The 15,437-nt window shown below is 50.0% G+C and carries 17 protein-coding genes and 1 pseudogene; 7 read left to right on the forward strand and 11 right to left on the reverse strand.

Annotated features, from left to right (window positions below; all coding sequences use genetic code 11):
- Positions 1–4: 4 nt before the first annotated feature.
- Positions 5–949 (reverse strand): PhoH family protein, encoded by a 945-nt coding sequence (locus LLU09_RS02295; RefSeq protein WP_228310301.1) that lies wholly within the window; start codon positions 947–949, stop codon positions 5–7.
- 114 nt (positions 950–1,063) lie between these two features.
- A complete protein-coding gene (locus LLU09_RS02300) occupies positions 1,064–1,414 on the reverse strand; it encodes a hypothetical protein (protein ID WP_228310302.1) in 351 nt (116 codons plus the stop codon).
- A 153-nt stretch (positions 1,415–1,567) separates the two neighbouring features.
- Between LLU09_RS02300 and LLU09_RS02305 the strand changes: the two genes are divergently transcribed.
- From LLU09_RS02305 to LLU09_RS12650, 3 genes and pseudogenes are all read left to right on the forward strand, one after another.
- Positions 1,568–2,710, forward strand: a complete 1,143-nt coding sequence (locus LLU09_RS02305) for a TIGR04053 family radical SAM/SPASM domain-containing protein (protein ID WP_228310303.1) — start codon at positions 1,568–1,570, stop codon at positions 2,708–2,710.
- A gap of 118 nt (positions 2,711–2,828) precedes the next feature.
- A pseudogene (locus LLU09_RS12645) lies at positions 2,829–3,209 on the forward strand (VOC family protein); the annotation flags it as partial.
- 45 nt (positions 3,210–3,254) lie between these two features.
- Positions 3,255–3,602, forward strand: coding sequence for a VOC family protein (locus tag LLU09_RS12650; RefSeq protein ID WP_370632469.1), 348 nt, complete (start codon positions 3,255–3,257; stop codon positions 3,600–3,602).
- A gap of 194 nt (positions 3,603–3,796) precedes the next feature.
- On the opposite strand, the gene LLU09_RS02315 is transcribed toward LLU09_RS12650, so the two are convergent.
- From LLU09_RS02315 to LLU09_RS02340, 6 genes are all read right to left on the reverse strand, one after another.
- The gene (locus LLU09_RS02315; RefSeq protein ID WP_228310304.1) at positions 3,797–4,141 is read right to left on the reverse strand and encodes a carboxymuconolactone decarboxylase family protein; all 345 of its coding nucleotides are present in this window, start codon (positions 4,139–4,141) and stop codon (positions 3,797–3,799) included.
- Positions 4,142–4,207: 66 nt separating this feature from the next.
- Positions 4,208–4,600, reverse strand: a complete 393-nt coding sequence (locus LLU09_RS02320) for a cytidine deaminase family protein (protein WP_228310305.1) — start codon at positions 4,598–4,600, stop codon at positions 4,208–4,210.
- Between the two features lie 83 nt (positions 4,601–4,683).
- A complete protein-coding gene (locus tag LLU09_RS02325) occupies positions 4,684–5,412 on the reverse strand; it encodes a YwiC-like family protein (RefSeq protein ID WP_228310306.1) in 729 nt (242 codons plus the stop codon).
- Between the two features lie 140 nt (positions 5,413–5,552).
- Positions 5,553–5,867, reverse strand: coding sequence for a TIGR04104 family putative zinc finger protein (locus LLU09_RS02330; protein ID WP_175287014.1), 315 nt, complete (start codon positions 5,865–5,867; stop codon positions 5,553–5,555).
- 175 nt (positions 5,868–6,042) lie between these two features.
- Positions 6,043–8,226, reverse strand: a complete 2,184-nt coding sequence (locus LLU09_RS02335) for a DNA topoisomerase III (protein WP_228310307.1) — start codon at positions 8,224–8,226, stop codon at positions 6,043–6,045.
- 83 nt (positions 8,227–8,309) lie between these two features.
- Positions 8,310–8,585, reverse strand: coding sequence for a GNAT family N-acetyltransferase (locus LLU09_RS02340; RefSeq protein WP_228310308.1), 276 nt, complete (start codon positions 8,583–8,585; stop codon positions 8,310–8,312).
- Between the two features lie 151 nt (positions 8,586–8,736).
- Here LLU09_RS02340 and LLU09_RS02345 point away from each other — a divergent pair, with 151 nt between their 5' ends.
- Both LLU09_RS02345 and LLU09_RS02350 read left to right on the forward strand, forming a co-directional pair.
- On the forward strand, positions 8,737–9,228 hold the full coding sequence (locus tag LLU09_RS02345; protein WP_228310309.1) for a small multi-drug export protein: 492 nt from the start codon (positions 8,737–8,739) through the stop codon (positions 9,226–9,228).
- 82 nt (positions 9,229–9,310) lie between these two features.
- Entirely contained in the window at positions 9,311–10,075 is a 765-nt protein-coding gene (locus LLU09_RS02350) for a 2OG-Fe dioxygenase family protein (RefSeq protein WP_228310310.1), read from the forward strand.
- A 199-nt stretch (positions 10,076–10,274) separates the two neighbouring features.
- On the opposite strand, the gene LLU09_RS02355 is transcribed toward LLU09_RS02350, so the two are convergent.
- The 3 genes from LLU09_RS02355 to LLU09_RS02365 form a co-directional block, all read right to left on the reverse strand.
- Positions 10,275–10,517, reverse strand: a complete 243-nt coding sequence (locus tag LLU09_RS02355) for a hypothetical protein (RefSeq protein ID WP_228310311.1) — start codon at positions 10,515–10,517, stop codon at positions 10,275–10,277.
- Positions 10,518–10,598: 81 nt separating this feature from the next.
- The gene (gene fdhA / locus LLU09_RS02360; RefSeq protein ID WP_228310312.1) at positions 10,599–11,813 is read right to left on the reverse strand and encodes a formaldehyde dehydrogenase, glutathione-independent; all 1,215 of its coding nucleotides are present in this window, start codon (positions 11,811–11,813) and stop codon (positions 10,599–10,601) included.
- 220 nt (positions 11,814–12,033) lie between these two features.
- Positions 12,034–12,768, reverse strand: a complete 735-nt coding sequence (locus LLU09_RS02365) for a DUF429 domain-containing protein (protein ID WP_228310313.1) — start codon at positions 12,766–12,768, stop codon at positions 12,034–12,036.
- A 113-nt stretch (positions 12,769–12,881) separates the two neighbouring features.
- Here LLU09_RS02365 and LLU09_RS02370 point away from each other — a divergent pair, with 113 nt between their 5' ends.
- Positions 12,882–14,135 (forward strand): amidohydrolase family protein, encoded by a 1,254-nt coding sequence (locus tag LLU09_RS02370; protein ID WP_228310314.1) that lies wholly within the window; start codon positions 12,882–12,884, stop codon positions 14,133–14,135.
- Between the two features lie 280 nt (positions 14,136–14,415).
- Complete coding sequence (locus tag LLU09_RS02375) at positions 14,416–15,423, forward strand: TRAP transporter substrate-binding protein (RefSeq protein ID WP_228310315.1); 1,008 nt, start codon at positions 14,416–14,418, stop codon at positions 15,421–15,423.
- Positions 15,424–15,437 lie beyond the last annotated feature (14 nt).

A 15,437-nucleotide genomic window follows, 5' to 3' on the forward strand; every position in this document is an offset into this window, starting at 1 on the left:
CGGCTCACTCCTTCTCGTATGCCTTGATGATTTTTGATACAAGTGGATGGCGTACGACATCCGATTCATCCATCTTATTCACTGCGATTCCCCTGACATCGGAAAGCAGTCTGACCGATTCCACAAGCCCGCTCTTTGTGGATCCCGGAAGGTCGATCTGCGTCTCGTCGCCGGTGACGACCATCTTCGATCCGAATCCGAGCCGTGTGAGGAACATCTTCATCTGCATTTCTGTAGTATTCTGTGCTTCATCCAGAATTACGAATGCCTCATTCAAAGTCCGGCCACGCATGTAGGCAAGCGGCGCCACCTCTATGACACCGCGTTCTATGAGGCGGTCCGTCTGCTCTGCGCCGAGTACCGTGTGCAGGCCATCATAGAGCGGACGAAGATAAGGATCCACCTTTTCCTTGAGGTCGCCCGGCAGGAAGCCCAGGTTCTCCCCTGCTTCCACCGCTGGACGTGTCAGAACGATCCGTTTCACACTATTTTCACGGAGCATCTGGCAAGCCAGTACGACAGCGAGGAATGTCTTGCCTGTACCTGCAGGGCCGATGCCGAATGTCAGGTCATGGCGTTTGATGTTTTCTATATACAGGCGCTGCCCGGTCGTCTTCGCACGGATGCTCTTCCCTTTTACATCCCGGGCGACCTCTTCATTATAGAGATCCGCAAGGTATTCGATCGTCCCCTTGCGTGCCATCATCGCTGCAGACTGGACGTCCCTGAGATTGATGGACATCCCGCGCTGGATGATTTTAAGCAGGTTGATCAGCACATCTTCCGTCAATTCGATGTTTTGATCATCAGCACCATCGACGGTGATCTCATTGCCGAGGGTGTGGATCGTCACATCGAACTCCTCTTCCAGAAAAGTAATATGCTGATCATTTGCACCTATAAGTGCCTGAGCCTCTTCCAGGCTGTCTATATTTATAATATTAGGCATGCGTAAACCCCTTTTTCAGAAAGTCTCTTTCCCTTTAAATTTACCACTAAGCCACCGCTACTGCAATGAATTAGTGCAGGTGAAGACAGTTCCAGAAAGTCCCCTCAGACCATTTCACCGGTCCTTGTCCACCAATATATCCAATTTGGAAATGATGGTATTCGCAGCACTCCTGAAAGACAGGAAGGCACCCGCCTCCACCTGCTTCCGACCAGCACAGTATACGGTCAGGTGCACCCCCGCCTCCTTCCCATGGGTAATCACCCGATGGATCTTTACTTCCATTACGCCTTCAGGAAGCGATGGCAGGCGCACCTTCTCGATATCCACCCGTTCCTCGAGTTCAACATGGTCACCTTCTATAAAGGCAGCCAGTGCATCAATCAACAGACGCTTTTTCGGTGCATTGCCGCAGTCCTTCGGAAAAATAATGTGTACACCTTTCGCTGTAATGATGGTCTCCATTGAGTTCCCCTCCTTCCAATACCTTTTACCCACTCCTCAAGTTATTACAATAATATGAACGATGCTACTCTTTGTTAACTTTGTCACAAAATATCAATTGTTTTCTGATTCCTTTGATTTATATTGGAATTAACAGGTAAAGGAGCGATGGTAATGAAACCAGAAATCAGAATTCCGGACTTCAACGAAGTCCCTTTCATAGTCATTTGGGAACTGACGCGCGCATGTGAATTGCATTGCCTGCACTGCAGGGCTGAAGCACAGGTTGAACGCAATCCCTACGAACTGTCCACTGTAGAAGGCAAGCGGCTTATAGACGATATTGCCGCAATGGAGTACCCGATGCTCGTATTCACCGGCGGAGATCCGCTGATGCGGACGGATGTATTCGAACTTGCAGAATATGCCGTGGAAAAAGATGTCAGGGTTTCGATGACACCGAGCGCCACACCGAATGTCACGAAGGAAGCGATGCAGAAGGCGAAGGATGTCGGACTGAGCCGATGGGCATTCAGCCTGGACGGTCATAACAAGCAGGTCCATGACCATTTCAGAGGGACTGAAGGCAGCTTCGACCTGACGATGAAAGCCATCAGCTATCTGAACGAACTTGGTATGCCGCTTCAGATTAATACGGTGATTTCAAACTATAACATCGAATACCTTGAAGAAATGAGGGAGATGGTCGAATCCCTTGACTGCGTGCTGTGGAGCGTATTCTTCCTCGTACCGACAGGACGTGGGAAGAACGAGGATATGATCACCCCCGCCCAGCATGAGCAGGTATTCAGATGGCTGAATAAGATCAAGGACGAAGTCCCTTTCGATATCAAGACGACAGCCGCCCAGCACTACCGCCGGGTGGTCATACAGGATCAGATGCGTAAGAATAAGGATCCCGATGCGCAGATCCGCTACATGGATGCCCTCAGCGAAGGCAAAACAGGTACGATCGATGGCCTTGGACGCGCACCGAAAGGCGTCAACGACGGCAATGGATTCGTCTTCATTTCGCACATCGGCCATGTCTATCCAAGTGGATTGCTGCCGGTCAACTGCGGCAACGTGCGCGTCGACAAGCTCTCCGACATATACAGGAACTCGCCGATACTCAAAAGCCTCAGGAACCCTGACCTTTATAAGGGCAAATGCGGCGTCTGCGAATTCAGGCACGTCTGCGGCGGCTCCCGCTCAAGGGCTTATGCCGCCACTGGAGATTACCTTGAGAGCGAGCCTTACTGTGTATATATCCCGAAAGCCTACCGAAAGAAGAAAAGGAAGGTCACGGAGAACTGACCGGATGATATCGATGATTTTGAAAAGGGAGCGCTATAGCGTCCCTTTTCTATGTAAATAGGTGTATTTTTACTTTAAAATACTGTTATAATGGCTATAAGAAATAGGAGGGCTAACCATGGAAAACCAGATCATCGTCCCCCACCTATGGTTTGACACGGAAGCAGAAGAAGCAGTGGAATTCTACATGTCCATGTTCCCGGAATCGAAGCTTACAGACCGTACGACACTGCACGATACGCCATCCGGTGATGCACAGTAGCTTTCTTTTGAACTCTATGGCTACAGATTCATGGCCATCAACGCAGGCTCCTACTTCACGTTCAACCCATCCATCTCCTTCTTCATCAATTTCGACCCCTTAAAAGATGAGGAGGCGGAGCGGAATCTGGAGAAGACCTGGAATGCTTTGATTGACGGTGGCACTGCACTCATGCCGCTCGATGAATACCCCTTCAGCAAGAAATACGGCTCGGTCGAAGACAAGTTCGGAGTCTCATGGCAGCTCATTCTTGGTGGCCCCGAGGCGGGCGATTGGCCGAAGATCGTCCCTTCCCTGATGTTCATCGATCAGAATCTCGGAAAATGCGAAGACGCCCTGGAATTCTATCTTTCAGTCTTCGAAAACTCCCGAATGGGGGAAATCGCCAGATTTCCGGAGGATACGCCCCCTCACCTGCCCGGCTCGGTCATGTACTTGGATTTCATGCTCGAAGGCCAGTGGTTCTCTGCAATGGACAGTGCCGGCCCGCATGAATTCAACTTCAATGAAGCAATCTCCCTTATGGTGCTACGTGAGGACCAGAAGGTGGTCGACTACTACTGGGACGCGTTATCCGCAGAGCCTGAAGCGGAACAGTGCGGCTGGGTCGAGGACAAATTCGGTGTATAATGGCAGATCATCCCGAAGGAAATGAATGAGATGATGTCGAATGGCTCACCGGAACAGTTACGGAAAGTCACACAGGCTTTCCTCGAGATGAAGAAGATCGACCTTGAAGCACTGAAACAGGCGTATGAAAGTTGAGACAGGAAAGGGACCAGATGGATAGCAATCCATCTGGTCCCTTTTTTCTGCCTGGATGCTCAATCCTCTTCTGTAGCATCGTCATATGCCTGGAGGGCCTTGCCGCCATATACACTGCCGGGACCGCCGCCCATGACGATGGCTACACCTGCAATTTCAGCAACCTCTTCTCGCGTTGCACCGAGCTTGATCAGCTTGTTCACATGATTGCCGATGCATCCTTCACACTTGTCTGCGATTGCGTAGGCCAGTGCGGCAAACTCCTTCGTCTTCTTATCCAGTGCACCGGATTTATAGGCCGCATCCTGAAGATCTTTAAAACGCTTCATCGTATCCGGGATGGTTTTCTGAAGCCGTTTCGTGTTGCCCTGGGCAACGGTGTTGATTTCATTGAAATGTGTCATATCCTCTCACCTTTCCAACATTAAGTATGTTTCATATATTACTACAGCCTGCTGCGGAATGTCTGCCTAAGCATCCGGATGGAGATATTTCTCATCCCATCTCTCAGGCAGCAGTTCCTCCAGACGGACGGTCCTACCTGCGAGTCCGATTTCACATCCGTAGTTGTCCTCACCGACCTGGTTGATCAGTTCCCGGCACCGGCCGCAGGGAGGAAGGATGCTGCCATCCTCATGTACAGCTATGATTCTCGCGATATCATATTCACCGGAAGTCACCATTGCAGCAATCGCCGAATGCTCTGCACAGAAGCCGATGGAAGACGGCAGGTCGAGCGCGACGCCTGTATATATATTGCCTTCTGCAGTCATAAGCGCTGCTGCAACGTGTCCCATTTTTCCTTTCCTGCTCGTCGTTCTGGTGTTCAGCCTCTCTTTCGCAATCTCATAAAGGTCATCCACATCAATAGCCCCCTCTTCACAATCCCTCTGACTCCATTATATCAAAGAAGCACGGGGGCCCTTCCGGCCCCCATGCTTATGAATCACATGAAATTTGTGATGTGTACGGATACGAGTGTGGTCATCCATACTGCATGCACAATCTCCAGAATGCCGATCTGCTTCATCTTCCAGCCCCGGCCGTATAGTGCCACGGCACGGACCAGGCTAAGCAGGAAGGCGAGTGCCAATATCCAGTGTGCGCTGAGCATGATGATGAATACAATTCCATGATATGCATACGATGCAATCCTGTATTTCGGATTCTTCTTCTCCCGGATCATCGTCTTGACGAAAAGGGCTGTACTCGTAAAGAACAGTATGCTGATGATGATGACGAATATTACCGGCCACGACAGCACATGCAGATTGAGGAAGGCGATGCCGCCTCCTGCGAGCGCAAAAATTGTGATGGCGGATATGTCATTGAAGATGTTGCGTTCATCCCTGATCGACGCGAAATATACGTTCACTGCACCGAACGGCAGCATCATGAGGAAAAAGAAGAATATACGGTAATCGACCATCAATGGATAGATGAACAGGGCTGCTGAAAGGACAAAGAATAAAACCGCCGCCTTCAGGTAGCCATACTCCCCCTTCCGCCGTTTCTTGATGAAGAACAATACATGGTCCGCCATGAAGAAGATCATTAGCCAGCCTGCCATGTAGAAAAGCTGTGCCGGATGGAACCCTCCGGCCACCATACCGATAACCAATGGCATGAACACCATCGCCCACGCCCCATGCTGATTCTGTTTTTTGAATTTCATCGTCTCACCTCTTGCCCCCATTATATTACGGGGCAATATCGCGGAGAGGATCAGAAAATAACATTTTTGTGAATAAATAAACAAAAGCTGCCTGACTCAGGCAGCCCTTCAATGAAAACTGTTTTACTCTAACTTATATATTACTCATACAGTCTCTGCCGCCATGTTTCCTGCTCATCCGCCAGCTCGATGGTGGCCAGATGGATAACGGCGATTGCGGTAAAAGCTGCAACGAACAGTATTGCCATTGCGACGACGGGAATGTTGAAGAAAGCCGGAATCAGCATAAGCAAAGGGATGAGCAGAGTCACAAGCATACTGCGTTCCCTATATTCCCTGGACAGGTACTGTACTTCCCCGCACGATGGACATGGCATTCCCGGGGTGGATGTTGTATATCGCTTGAGTGTTGCCCTTACGTTCCAATTGTCTCCACAATTTCTACAACGTGTCAAAATACCTCTCCTTTTTATTCAGATGCATGGGTTCCAATCCTTTGGACAAGTTTCCATATAATGCTCTGTCATGAGGTGTTGCATCAGTTTTTGTCGTTCATTCAAACTATGAAAGGTATTATGCCACATGATACTTCAAAATACAAATCCGCTTTCAACACCTGCAGTTGCTGCCCTACTTGTCGAGGTTCAGTGATTTGAGCTGTTCGGCGAGCGCATTGTTGATCGGCGCCTCGTCCTCCTGCTCCTTCATATACTTGCGGACGGTACGCTTGTCGACCTTTCCGCGCCCTTCCTTCTTGCGTCTTGCCTCGAAGGCGGACAGCTTCTCCCTGTAGCCGCATTTGCACGTGAAGATCTGGCCGTCACCTTCGCCGCTCAGCGTCATCTTCTTCTTGCATTTCGGGCAGCGTGCATTGGTGACGCGGGCGACATTCTTGCGGTGGCCGCATTCCCTGTCCTGGCAGACGAGCATCTTGCCCTTCTTGCCGTTGACTTCAAGCAATGGCTTGCCGCAGTCGGGGCAGGACTTGCCGGATATGTTGTCGTGCTTGAACTTCTTGTCGCTTTCCTTGATCTCCTGGGTTATGGCCTTCGTATGGGATTTCATTTCCTTGATGAAATCCTCCTTCTTCAACTGGCCCTTGGCGATGCCTTCGAGCTTCTGTTCCCAGACCGCTGTTGTCGCAGGGGACCTGAGCGCATCAGGAACGAGGTCCAGCAGCTGCCTGCCTTTTGAAGTGATCCTGATGGCCTGACCGTTCTTTTCTATCAGGAATGAATTGAACAGCTTGTCGATGATGTCTGCCCGTGTCGCGACGGTACCGAGTCCACCGGTCGAGTCGAGTATCGATTTCAACTTCTTGTCCTGGACTTCCATGTACTTTGCCGGATTCTCCATCGCAGACAGCAGCGTCGCTTCCGTAAAGCGTGCGGGCGCCTTCGTCTGACCGGAAGTCTGGCTTACACGATGCACCTGGAGAGTCTCACCCTTTTCGAGTTTCGGAAGCTGCTGGTCCTTGACATCATCCGTCTCCTCTTCATCAAAATGATTGGAGTAGGCGGCTTTCCAGCCTTCCTTGAGGACGGTCCTGCCCTTGGCAATGAATGTCTCGCCCGCGGCTGTGGCCTTTACAGTCACCTGCTCGTACTCATGCGGTGGCAGAAGGACGGCGAGGAACCTTTTGATGATCATGTCGTAGAGCCTGCGCTCCCGTTCGTTGAAATCCGAGATGTGGACATGGTTCTCCGTCGGGATGATCGCATGGTGGTCGCTGACCTTGCTGTCGTCGACGAAGGACTTGTTCGCCTGTATCTTACCTCTCAGTATGCGTGTCGCTGTGGCACGGTAGTCCCCGATGCCGCATGCCTTCAGCCGCTCCGGCAATGTCGGTACGATGTCTTTTGACAGGTATCTTGAATCCGTCCTCGGGTAGGTGACGACCTTATGACGCTCGTAGAGTCCCTGCAGGACATTCAATGTCTCTTTTGCAGAGAAGCCGAACTGCTTGTTGGCATCCCTCTGAAGCTCCGTCAAGTCATAAAGCCCTGGAGCGAACGTCTTCTTCGGCTTGCTTTCCACCGAATCGACCGTCAGCGGACTGCCGTCCACCTTGTTGACCAGACCATCCAGCTTTTCCTTGTCGAAGCTCCGGCTGTTCCCTTTCTGATCCTGCCACGTCAATTTCAACTTGTCCGTCAGCGCTTCAATCCCGTAGTATGTCTTCGGTTTGAAGTTCCGGATCTCCTCTTCCCTGCTCTCGATCATCGCAAGTGTCGGTGTCTGCACACGTCCGCAATTGAGCTGTGCATTGAACTTCGTCGTCAATGCACGGGAGGCATTCAGGCCGATGTACCAGTCCGCTTCCGAACGGGCCACTGCGGCCTCATAGAGGTTTTCATAGTTCTTCCCGGGCTTGAGGTTGCGGAAGCCCTCACTGATCGCCTTATCCGTTACAGATGAGATCCACAGGCGTTCAATGGGCTTGTTGACCTTCGCCTTCTTGATGATCCAGCGAGCAACAAGTTCCCCTTCCCTCCCGGCATCCGTCGCGATGATGATCCTGTCTGCATCCTTGCGGAGCAGTTGGGACTTCACCGCATTGAACTGTCCGCGCGCCTTGTTGATCACAGTCAGCCTGAGCGGTTCAGGCAGCATCGGCAGATCATCCAGGTTCCATGTCTTATATTTATTGTCATAGCTTTCAGGGTCCGCAAGCGTCACGAGATGGCCGAGCGCCCATGTCACTATGTATTTATCCCCTTCAATGAATCCATTGCCTTTCTTATGGCAGTTCAATACTTTCGCAATATCCCTGGCCACAGAAGGTTTTTCGGCGAGTACTACACTTTTAGCCAATTTACTTCATCCTTTCAAAATCACAGCACTATATTTCCCCATTATACAGAAAAAGCCGGGGAATATTCATCCCCGGCAGCAAATTAGTTTTTGATCAGCTTTCTCATTTCATCATCTTTTTCCATGACATTCCTTGTGAATGGGCATTGCGGGTCGATCTTCCTGCCCTCTTGGCCGACGAACTCGACCATCGTTTCGACCAGCTGGGAGCCGACGCCCTCACCGCTCAGGCTGTCGTCCACCCTTGTGCTTTCCACTACATAGTCACCATCATCATCCACACTGAATATGATTTCAGCTTCGGGGTTGACTTCATCCTCCCCGACAAAGAACATATTCTCACCTTTTTTTATGTCCATCAGTCTTCCTCCCAATAGTTTTAGCTTTATATCTTTAATAGACGTTTTCAGCCTTTTGAAACATTCATGGCTCTGCGGAAGGGATAAAAGCCACGGGGGTGCGTTCTGTGTTAAACTGTTTTCAAATAGAATCCAGGCTCGGAGGTATCCAATGAACACATCACTGATCATCGCCTATATCATCGTTTTCGTATTATCCGCCATTCCGTTGTTCGAAGCCTTCGTCGTCGTACCGGTCGGTATTCTCGGCGGAATGAATTTCACCATGACCCTTATCATCGGCATTCTCGGCAACCTTGTCACACTGCTTCTGATCATCGTCCTGATGGATCGCATCAAAAGATGGTATCTCGCACGACAGGAAAGGAAAGGCAATACTAAGGACCGTAAATCGCAGCGTGCCGAAGCCATCTGGAAGAAATACGGGCTGCCGGGCCTCGCCTTCATCGGTCCATTCTTCGTCGGCAGCCACTTTACGGCACTGATGGCCGTCATACTCGGCGGCAGCCAGAAGGCCACCTTCTGGTGGGTGACGTTGAGTGTCGTCGCCTGGACACTCGGCCTTTCCATACTTGTACTGTTCGGAGTGGACTTCATGAACCTCGAAGACCGTCAGTTCCTCAGCCGTTTCATAAGTGAATAGAACATATATCAAATTGTCATAAAATTATGGTTCATGTTAATATATTCAATGTCACAAAACTAACCGATAAGGACAGATATGAATGAATAACCTGCAGAAAAATGGATATGCAAAATACGATCTTATGACAAGCCTCGATTATGACGGCATTGAAGCAGACTACAAGGAGATACTCGACTACTTCGAAGATCTGCCCATAGACGACTATGCCCCGGAAGCAAACCGCTACCGCAGATACTCCCGGGCACTTGTCCTTCCCACGTCCGGCACCATCGAATGGCTGCCGACCATCCGAAGAGATGGCGAAGAATATTCGGCCTACTTCCAGGGAAAGTTCAACCCCGAACATGCAGGCTCCTACAGGGAATTCCATTCCATCGGAGCATCCATCCAGAATAACCGTCTGCTCCAGGAAATCATCATGGCGAACTACCGGGAGACATTCTGGAAAGAGGAGGATCAAATCATGCCGATCCATGTCGGTGTACACTTCGTCAAACTGATGGTCGAATTGGATCAGGACCGGGCCGTATCATCCCCGGATTGCCTGCACCAGGATGGGGAACCGTTCACCTTTGCCCACCTGGTGGAACGCACCAATGTCGAAGGGGGAACGAACGCCATAGGTATACCTGAAGTCAGGGGAAGAAAACCGGAGGAAGCGCGTGATGAAGACCTCCACGAAATCTTTGAAATCACAAAGCCCCTTGAATCCTACGGCGTATACGACTCCAAAGTCAGCCACTACGTCAGTCCGGTTGAAAAGGGTGAAGACGACACACCAGGTGTCAGATCCGTCATATTGATCGATTATCAGCTGACAGTCGTTGCAGACATGGATGAATAGAAAGAAAGCCCCTGAGAGCGGATTGTGCCGCCTTCAGAGGCTTTCTTTTCATATTATAATACTATTGCGTGACCTTGAAGTTTCGTCACTCATTGCCGTAAGGCACTAAAGTCTGCCTCAGGTATTCTGACTTACTGAACAATTGCCTCGATGTAAGGTGGACAATCAGCAATATGAATATGAACTGATTGATTGATATTTATGCAAAAAGATTATGGGTTATCACTCCAATAATAACTGCCGTATACATTATTCTGCTCAATACGCCATCAATCTTCAGGCCTTCTCGAGTATTCCCCTCCATATCTATAAACAATCCCACCACAACAGTCACAGCTATGACGTAGAAGGGTATCTCTCCTATAAACGCCAGTGTGAGAAAAAAACATCCTATTATGTAAATCGTCATTAATAAAGGTAAACCATTTTTAAGCAATTTCATATGACCCACCCAAGCAGATATTTCTTTTACTTATAATCAATCCCTCCCCCATGACCTAATCATGGGGGAAGGATTGCCATGCTATTTCAATGAACCATGCGGGTCGATGACGAATTTCTTCGCTGCACCCTTATCGAAGTCTTGGTAACCATTCGGCGCCTCGTCCAGACTGATGACCGTTGCATTAACTGCTTTCGCAATATCTGCACGGCCGGAAAGGATCGCCTTCATCAGGTCACGGTTGTATTTCATTGCAGGTGTCTGCCCTGTAACGAAAGTATGTGCTTTTGCCCAACCGAGGCCAAGACGTACTTTTAAGGTGCCCTGCTGGGCGTCCTTGTCGGATGCTCCTGGATCCTCAGTTACATAAAGGCCTGGGATACCGAGCTTACCACCGGCTGTCGTAACATCCATGATGCTGTTGAGCACAGCGGCAGGTTGCTCCCCGCCATCGGCGCCATGGCCTGATGCCTCAAAACCGACTGCATCGACGGCGCAATCCACTTCGTCCACTCCAAGTATATTTTCGATCTGCTCACTCAACCGGTCATGCTTGGAGACGTTGACGGTCTCACATCCGAAGCTTTCCGCCTGCTTGAGACGTTCATCCTGCAAGTCACCGACGATGACGCGGGATGCGCCGAGAAGCTGCGCCGAGTGTGCAGCAGCGAGGCCGACCGGTCCGGCACCGGCGATATATACCGTCGAACCTGTCTTGACGCCTGCTGAATAGGCCCCATGATAACCCGTCGGGAAGATGTCGGAAAGCATCGTCAAATCGAGTACTTTCTCCATAGCCACTTCCCTATCCGGGAATACGAGCAGCTGGAAGTCTGCGTACGGCACCATGACATATTCGGACTGGCCGCCGACCCAGCCTCCCATATCCACATAGCCATAAGCTGCACCGGCACGTTCCGGGTTCGTGTTCAGGCAAATATGTGTTTTCTGTTCACGACACATGACACACCGGCCACATGCGATGTTGAAAGGTACGGAGGCGATGTCGCCTTTTTTGACGAATTCGACGTCCCTGCCCACTTCAATGACTTCCCCTAAAATTTCATGACCGAGGACAAGCCCTTCAGGCGCCGTCGTTCTACCCCTTACCATATGCTGGTCACTACCACAGATATTCGTCGTAATGACTTTCAGGATGACGCCATGTTCACATTTCCGTCCAACGTTCTCCTTCGGTACTCCCGGACCTTCCCTGAGTACGAGATCCGGATAATCAATATCCCTTACTTCAACGCTACCTGCTCCAGTATAGACTACACCACGATTTCCTGCCATCTTAACCCTCCTGTTAGTGTTTGACACCCTTTAGTCTGATTATGCAGCTCGAAGACATCTACGACAGTACTTACGCTCCTTTCGCTTTAAGTCTATATCAAAAGCCCTATGGGCTCTGATCCCCTTCTGCTCATCAAGCGTGTTGTGTAAGGATATGTAAAAAATCCTTTGACACCATCATATACCCTTCTGAATTTTCAGTCAATAATTGGAGATTATGTCATTCATTTTTTATAGGAAGAATGATGAACCCCTCCTCTATACTGCCAAACATCTTCTCTTCTGCGGCACCCGTATATATGTTATACATGCCGTATGCGCATAGGAACGCATCCACCTTATCCTCCAGATGCTTGTGCGATTTCCGTGTTGCACTGCGGAGGTCCCAATCTATTTTTTCAATGAGATCTTGCACTCTGCCTTCCGCTTCCATTTCTTTGAAAAGACCTGTCAGCCGGTCCATCTCCCCGCATGTCTCCTTGAAGGTCATCTTACGCTTCTTTTTGTACCTGATTGGATGCTTATCAGGGAAAAGACCGCAGCAGATGCCTGTCGGGAAGGTTTCGACAATATTGGACGCTCTGTTGTCGAAACCGATTCTGATGCCGGGTACCGACTGGATGATGTGGTTCATCAAAGTCTCTCCACGTATGTCCCCGAATGCACGGGTAAGGAAGGCGCGGTTCGAGTTGAAGGCGAACAGCCTGTGGCCATGAATCTTTGAACGCATCAGCTCCCCTTCTGCACCCCTTGACCCGCTTTCATTATTGACGATGAGCGGGGCGTCGATCGCAATCATCACAGGACCATCGGTGTAGTCCATGATGATGTCCAGTATATCCTCGTTGCTGTAGACAGCAGCATCCAGGAATTCCACCCGGCCGTCCGCGTCCATGACACATACACCCGTCTCGTTCCGGTATGTCCATGCCAGATCTATTCCGATGAATATCATTCATATTCCTCCATTCATATTCTTTTAGTGGTGTCTGCTCCTGCTACTTTGTTGATTTGACCCCCCTTCTCTCTTAAAATTGGTATGTATTGAAAATAGAGAGGAGCGCAATTATGAAAAAGTTCATCAATGCCAAAATATATGGACAGGATGAAGCAAGTGAAATCCTGGTGGAAAACGGTGTCTTCAAATCCATCGGCCAGGATCTTGATGATGCTGAAGAGGTGATCGATCTGGAGCACCGCCTGGTCCTCCCGCCTTACGTCGATCCACACCTTCATCTTGATTATATCTTTTCAGGCCTGGGCCCGGGCAACGCCAACATTTCAGGCACGCTGTTTGAAGGCATACAGCGCTGGAGCGACAACAAGAAGTCGTTGACTGAAGAAATGGTGCGTGAACGTGCCCTCCAGGGCATAAGGAAGGAGCTGAACCATGGTGTCCAGTATATCAGGACGCATGTGGATGTGACGGATCCGAACCTCACCGGCATGAAGGCCCTGCTCAAGTTGAAGGAGGAACTGAAGGATGTAGTGACGCTTCAGCTTGTCGCATTTCCACAGGAAGGGTTCTTCCGCTATGACGGAGCGGAACAACTTGTCGAGAAAGCCCTTGAGATGGGGGCGGATGTCGTCGGCGGCATCCCCCATTTTGAAATCTCGTATGAGCATGGCGTGGAATCGCTGAAGCGCATCGTCGACCTCGCCCTCAAATATGATGTCATGATCGACATCCACTGCGATGAGAATGATGATCCCAACAGCCGCTTCCTGGAAGTGCTCAATGCACTTGTCATGGAGAAGGGCTACGGTGAAAAGACGACAGCGAGCCATACGTGCAGCTTCGGATCGGCAGATGACAGCTACGTGGCGAAGATGATGGGCCTCTTCCACGAATCGAAGATCAATTTCATCTCCTGTCCGACCGAGAATGCCCATCTGCAGGGTCGCAGCGACAGCTATCCGAAACGTCGGGGACTGACGCGTGTGAAGGAACTGCTCTCAAACGGCAATGCAGTTGCATTTGCGCAGGACTCCATCGCCGACTACTGGTATCCGCTCGGCAATGGAAACATGATGAACATTCTCGACAACGGCATCCACCTCGCCCACTACACGCATATAGATGAAATAAACAAGGCCTTCAACCTCATCACATATAATGGTGCAAAGGTCATGCAGCTGAACGATGAGTATGGCATCGAACAGGGCAAGCCGGCAAACTTCATCGTACTTGATGCATATGACACGTATGAAGCAGTACGTGAACGGGCAGATGTACTTGCCTCGATCCGGAGCGGTGAATACCTCTTCAGACGGGCCCCGAGAAAGAACGAAGTTTCACATGCACTGCTGGAAGATATATAGCACGGTCCTACGGGCACATCCTGGAATCAGGGTGTGCCCTTTCTTCTGTCATGAGTTAAAATCCACCTGGATAAATTTAATTACCCATGTGTAGATGACATATTTGATGATATATTTTTAATCTTTACAGTTTTGTGAAAATACTATAGCATACAATGTGCGCAAATTAGACTACATACATATGGTATGGCGTGGTATTTGTTCCAACATCATCCATACCCGTTTCACCTCCACCACGAATATGCACAACCATCATTCAAATAAAGGGACGTGTCCATTAATGAAAAAAACGATTTTTATTGCCCTCATGCTGACGCTTGTCCTGTCCGCATGCGGCCGTCCGAACCAGAACGAGTCATCCGAAACAACAACAACAATCCGGCTGGCCTATCTGGTTTCGGAAAGTCATTCCTCGCATATCATCGGGGAGAAATTCAAGGAGCAGATCGAAGAGGAATCCGGCGGCAGACTTGAAGTCGAACTTTATCCAAGCGGATCCCTCTTCCCTTCCGACCGGGAAGCCGTCGAGTCGGTACAGCTCGGCAATGTCGAGATGACGATTCCAGCACTCGCAGTCGTCTCATCCTTCAACCAGAATTTCATGGTGCTCGACCTCCCCTTCCTTTTCGACAACTACGAAGAAGCCTATAAGGTACTTGATGGTGAGTATGGCCAGAGCCTGCTCGATGAGCTGGAGGACTACAACCTGAAGGGGCTCGTATACGCCGAAAACGGCTTCCGTCATATCACCAATAATGAACGCCCCATCTATGAACCAGAAGACCTTGAGGGCCTGAAGTTCAGAACATTGGAGAGTCCCGTCCAGACGGATATCTTCAAGGCATTCGGAGCCAATGCGTCACCGTTCGCCTTCGGTGAGATGTACACCGCATTGCAGCAGGGTACATACGACGCTATGGAAGGCCCGATTTCGCTCTACTACACCAGCAACCTGTATGAAGTACAGGAATACATGAGCCTCGTCGGCCAATATTATATGCCGACTGTCCTCCTTATGAACAATGACTTCTATGAAGGGCTACCTGAAGACCTGCAGGAAGTGGTCATGGATGCGGCCATCATGTTCCGGGAGGAGCAGCGGGAACTCGCCCACCAGCAGGATGAGGAATATCTCGAAGTAATGAAGGAGGATGGCCTCAAGGTAAACGATATAACCGAAGAACAGCGTGAAGCGTTCATCGAGGCGGCAGAGCCTGTATATGAAAAATACGACGAAAAGCTCGGCAATAATCTAATAGACGACCTTTTCGAGGCAAAAGATGAATAGCTGCACGCCCTACT

Source organism: Salinicoccus sp. RF5 (genome assembly GCF_020786625.1).
Lineage (GTDB): Bacteria > Bacillota > Bacilli > Staphylococcales > Salinicoccaceae > Salinicoccus.

Excerpts from the sequence above, each read along its gene's own strand:
- LLU09_RS02295 (WP_228310301.1), bottom strand. The coding sequence starts at position 949 with ATGCCTAATATTATAAATATAGACAGCCTGGAAGAGGCTCAGGCACTT.
- LLU09_RS02300 (WP_228310302.1), bottom strand. The coding sequence starts at position 1,414 with ATGGAGACCATCATTACAGCGAAAGGTGTACACATTATTTTTCCGAAG.
- LLU09_RS02305 (WP_228310303.1), top strand. The coding sequence starts at position 1,568 with ATGAAACCAGAAATCAGAATTCCGGACTTCAACGAAGTCCCTTTCATA.
- LLU09_RS02315 (WP_228310304.1), bottom strand. The coding sequence starts at position 4,141 with ATGACACATTTCAATGAAATCAACACCGTTGCCCAGGGCAACACGAAA.
- LLU09_RS02325 (WP_228310306.1), bottom strand. The coding sequence starts at position 5,412 with ATGAAATTCAAAAAACAGAATCAGCATGGGGCGTGGGCGATGGTGTTC.
- LLU09_RS02340 (WP_228310308.1), bottom strand. The coding sequence starts at position 8,585 with ATGGACATAAAAAAAGGTGAGAATATGTTCTTTGTCGGGGAGGATGAA.
- LLU09_RS02345 (WP_228310309.1), top strand. The coding sequence starts at position 8,737 with ATGAACACATCACTGATCATCGCCTATATCATCGTTTTCGTATTATCC.
- LLU09_RS02350 (WP_228310310.1), top strand. The coding sequence starts at position 9,311 with ATGAATAACCTGCAGAAAAATGGATATGCAAAATACGATCTTATGACA.
- LLU09_RS02355 (WP_228310311.1), bottom strand. The coding sequence starts at position 10,517 with ATGAAATTGCTTAAAAATGGTTTACCTTTATTAATGACGATTTACATA.
- fdhA (WP_228310312.1), bottom strand. The coding sequence starts at position 11,813 with ATGGCAGGAAATCGTGGTGTAGTCTATACTGGAGCAGGTAGCGTTGAA.
- LLU09_RS02365 (WP_228310313.1), bottom strand. The coding sequence starts at position 12,768 with ATGATATTCATCGGAATAGATCTGGCATGGACATACCGGAACGAGACG.
- LLU09_RS02370 (WP_228310314.1), top strand. The coding sequence starts at position 12,882 with ATGAAAAAGTTCATCAATGCCAAAATATATGGACAGGATGAAGCAAGT.
- LLU09_RS02375 (WP_228310315.1), top strand. The coding sequence starts at position 14,416 with ATGAAAAAAACGATTTTTATTGCCCTCATGCTGACGCTTGTCCTGTCC.